The organism is Pseudoflavonifractor sp. BSD2780061688st1 E11, assembly GCF_005844125.1.
Lineage (GTDB): Bacteria > Bacillota > Clostridia > Lachnospirales > Lachnospiraceae > Sellimonas > Sellimonas catena.
Window position 1 is genome coordinate 1 of the sequence record NZ_SPHM01000079.1, and the last position, 3,458, is coordinate 3,458.

The following is a 3,458-nucleotide window of genomic DNA, read 5'->3' on the forward strand; positions in this document are numbered from 1 at the left end:
TATTTAATGCCTCGTAAAAAATAAGACCGATAAATTCTGCTGAAGCCGGTTTTTACACCATGTTTAGCAAGAAAGTATCGGCCTAATTCTGAGCTACTTTAGTCCTAAAATTTTTAACTTTTCATCTTCGGTAAGGAAGTCCCATTTCCTTACCGGCTGTTTGCCTAACATCTTTGAAATGGCTTCTGCCGCCATTTCAGGATCAGTCTCCGCATAGATTTCCGTTGTGGAAATATCCTCATGCCCAAGAAGTTTTGCTATCTCCGGGAGAGAGACCCCAAGCCTGTATAGCTGCGCTCCATAGGAATGTCGGAGAAGATGCGGATGGATGGAAGGCAGCTTTGGATTGGAACAGCGGGCGGCGTCCCCATACTTTTTCAGGATGCGCTGCACGTTGTCCTCAGACATCATTTCTCTGCCACCTTTTGCAGTCGGATAGAAAAGGTAATCGTCCGGGTTCTCTTTGGGATGGTAAAGGTGGCAGTAATACTTGTAGTTTTTTAGAAAAGAATCCTCCGGGATGGGAACGATACGCGGCTTGTTTCCTTTGCCGGTGATTCGGATGTACGGATACTTTTCATTTATAATGACGTCTTTTAACTGGACAGAACGCATTTCGGCAAGCCGCGCCCCGGTCGAGAACAGGAACAGGATAATGAAGCGATCCCGTATCCCTATCTTTGTTTGGGGCGGCTGCGCGAGAATCAGTTCAATATCTGCCTTATCCAGCCAGTTATGGCGTTTCGGGTATGTTTTCTTGTGCTTCACAGCAGAAATGCTGATTTGCAGGGGTACAAGCTCCATATCACGGGTAGCGGCATATTTCAGGTATGCCTTTATCCCGGACAGCCGGACATTCCGTGTGCCAACACTGTTGCTGTCGGCAACGCTGCTCAAAAATTCGCGGATAACTTCTTCCGTGACAAAATCAATCGTGATCTGGTCGACAGTTTTTGAGTAGGTTTCGTAGAGATAGATGCGGAAAGCGTTCAGCGACTGGCAGTAAGTTTCGATTGTCCGTTCGCTATGAAGTTCAGAGCGCAAGTGGTTGAAAAAATCCTTTGTGTAGATGAAAAACATCTTTTTTGGCTTTTGTTTATTCTTCCGCATAGACCACACCGATTCCTTTCTCAAGGGCGTCCAGCTTCTCCCGGTAAATAGGGAAAAGCTGTGAGGTGATATGCAGATAGTACAGAGTATAGCGGATGTGCTTGTGTCCCATGTACCTGCAAAGATACTGAATCCAGTTATAGAAATCTTCTCCTGCGTCAGCGCATTTTTTAATGTTTTGAACGGCAAAGAGATGGCGGAGGCCATGCGTTGTAAACCTTTTTCCGGGCAGCTCCAATAACCCTGCTTTTTTGAGTATGGCCTGAAAAATCTTGCTGACATCAGCGCTTGTCATGTGTTCCCGTTCCTGGTTCGGCTTGAAAAAATAAGTACGGTCAGGGAACTGCTTCTGGTAATACCGGTCAAAACGGTAACATAAATCCAGAAGGTCGTCCGACAAGGGAAGCTCCCTGTCTTTCATACCCTTCGATTGGTAGATACAGATCGTCCCTTTGGGAAAATCAATATCCGACACCTTCAGGTTGCAGGCTTCGGAGCTGCGGAGGCCACAACAGTAAACCAGCCGGAAGAATACCGGGAACATCGTATCTTTATACGGATATGTCTCTGTTGGGATCAGCTTTGTGTCAACAGTTTCAAAAAACAGTGCAAGCTGTTCGTCCGTAAACAGATGGGGTTCCTCTGCCTTTGGCCTCTTAATCCGGTAATTCGGGACATAAGCGTTTAAGCCAAGTGACTGCTGGTATTCCCCGATATGCTTCATTGTCAAGACCCGCCGCGCCATGTGGTGCCGGGATGGAGAATCGGAGCTGTGAATCCATGTTTCGGCAATCTCCTTTGTAAGCAGGGTGGCTTCTGGATACTCTCTGGCACAGAAAGCATCAAAGTCGTCAAGGAAAAAGCCAATAAACTTTAACTGCAAACCGGAACGGTGCCGGATGGTAAGCATTTCTTCCATGACAGGGCCAAATTTACTTGCGTACATCAGTATTCCTCCCTTCGGCAAGGAATCTGGGAGATGTCTAACGCACACCGCTTCATTTTTGCTTCATCCGTTGAGAGATACACGTGGACAGAGTTTTTGTCGATATGCCCTAACATTTCGGAAATGAGCGGTAACGGCGTTCCTGACTGCAAAAGCCGCGACGCAAAAGTGCGTCGGTAAATGTGGAGGCCATCGTGAGGAAGATTTTCATAGGATTCCGTCCCCTGTGTGCGGTATTTCATCCTGTAATGCCTACGGGCCAGCTTTTTTATCGGGCCTACGGACGTAACAAAAATATATTCCTGCTCACAATCCCGGCGCTCGTTCAGGATGTAATCAATAATGGCGTTTTGTGTGGCGCTGTCTATGGGAATTTCAAGGTCAACGCCCGTCTTTTTCTGGCGGATATGGATGGTCTCTTTTTCCCAGTCGATGTCGCAGAACCTCAATGCCCGGATGTCGCAGCTTCGCAGACCGGTGTGCAGCGCCAACAGGAGAATTGCCTGATCCCGCTTGTTTACAAGGCTGTCCGGCTCATCTTCCAAAAGGTCTGCTTCTACCTTTTCGTCAATCGTAGTAATGATCTTGTTTCTGGACTGGCGGATTTTGGGCAGAGCATACGGAAGGGTCTTGCAGGCTGTGTAACCGGCATCTGTCGCAAACCGCAGGAACTTTTTCAGAACACACAATTCCGTCTGGAACCCTTTCAGGTTCCGGTTCTTGAACCGGTCTGTCTGAAAATAGTCCAGAAGGTTTTCGTTCCTTACATCGGAAAACTTTGTAATACCTACTCTTTCCAGATAAAGAAGAAGCCTGTGGGCTATGGAACTGTACGACTTTATGGTGGTCGGATATTTGCCTTCCTCTTTCATAACTTCCTGAAATTCAACAAGAATGTTTTTATATTCATCAGTTTCAGGAAGTTCCGGGGTGAAACACAGATAATGACGCCATTCTGTCAGCGTTCCGGCCTGCTGTTCTGCCAGCAGATGGACGAACCTGTGCAGTGCTTTCCAGTCAACATAGGATGCGCTAAGCACACAAGCCGGATCGTGATCCAGAGAATTGACCCATTCAAGGCAGAGCGTCAGTTCAAACGGCTGATCCAGACTTTTTAAGTGTTTTACCAGCATTTCAGTAAAGCGTTCGTAACGGCCAAGCACAGCATGGGACGTTGTGCCTAACCGTATGATTGCGGCGATGGTTTCGTCAACGAGATGACGGAACCCTTGTTCATCAAATTTCATAGGGACTCCTTTCTGTGGTTGGTGACTTGCTATCACCTACACTATATCAGAAAGGATGAAGTAGCTTAGAATTAGACCGATACTTTTTGTTTAGCATGGCGATTTTACAGGCTTCATCACATATTTATCGGCATAACTAATTACCCGGCATTAAA

At 46.9% G+C, this 3,458-nt stretch carries 3 protein-coding genes; all 3 read right to left on the reverse strand.

Annotated elements, in window-relative coordinates; genetic code table 11:
- Positions 1-93 precede the first annotated feature (93 nt).
- The 3 genes from FGQ85_RS17950 to FGQ85_RS17960 are packed head-to-tail and all read right to left on the reverse strand — an operon-like array spanning position 94 to position 3,303.
- Positions 94-1,110 (reverse strand): tyrosine-type recombinase/integrase, encoded by a 1,017-nt coding sequence (locus FGQ85_RS17950; RefSeq protein ID WP_087203294.1) that lies wholly within the window; start codon positions 1,108-1,110, stop codon positions 94-96.
- Complete coding sequence (locus FGQ85_RS17955; protein ID WP_138374139.1) at positions 1,097-2,056, reverse strand: tyrosine-type recombinase/integrase; 960 nt, start codon at positions 2,054-2,056, stop codon at positions 1,097-1,099. Before FGQ85_RS17955 ends, FGQ85_RS17950 begins: the two co-directional genes overlap by 14 nt.
- Complete coding sequence (locus FGQ85_RS17960; protein ID WP_138374140.1) at positions 2,056-3,303, reverse strand: tyrosine-type recombinase/integrase; 1,248 nt, start codon at positions 3,301-3,303, stop codon at positions 2,056-2,058. Before FGQ85_RS17960 ends, FGQ85_RS17955 begins: the two co-directional genes overlap by 1 nt.
- Positions 3,304-3,458 lie beyond the last annotated feature (155 nt).

What these genes read in the sequence shown, in the direction of transcription:
- FGQ85_RS17955 (WP_138374139.1), bottom strand. Translation starts at nt 2,056, where the DNA reads ATGTACGCAAGTAAATTTGGCCCTGTCATGGAAGAAATGCTTACCATC.
- FGQ85_RS17950 (WP_087203294.1), bottom strand. Translation starts at nt 1,110, where the DNA reads ATGCGGAAGAATAAACAAAAGCCAAAAAAGATGTTTTTCATCTACACA.
- FGQ85_RS17960 (WP_138374140.1), bottom strand. Translation starts at nt 3,303, where the DNA reads ATGAAATTTGATGAACAAGGGTTCCGTCATCTCGTTGACGAAACCATC.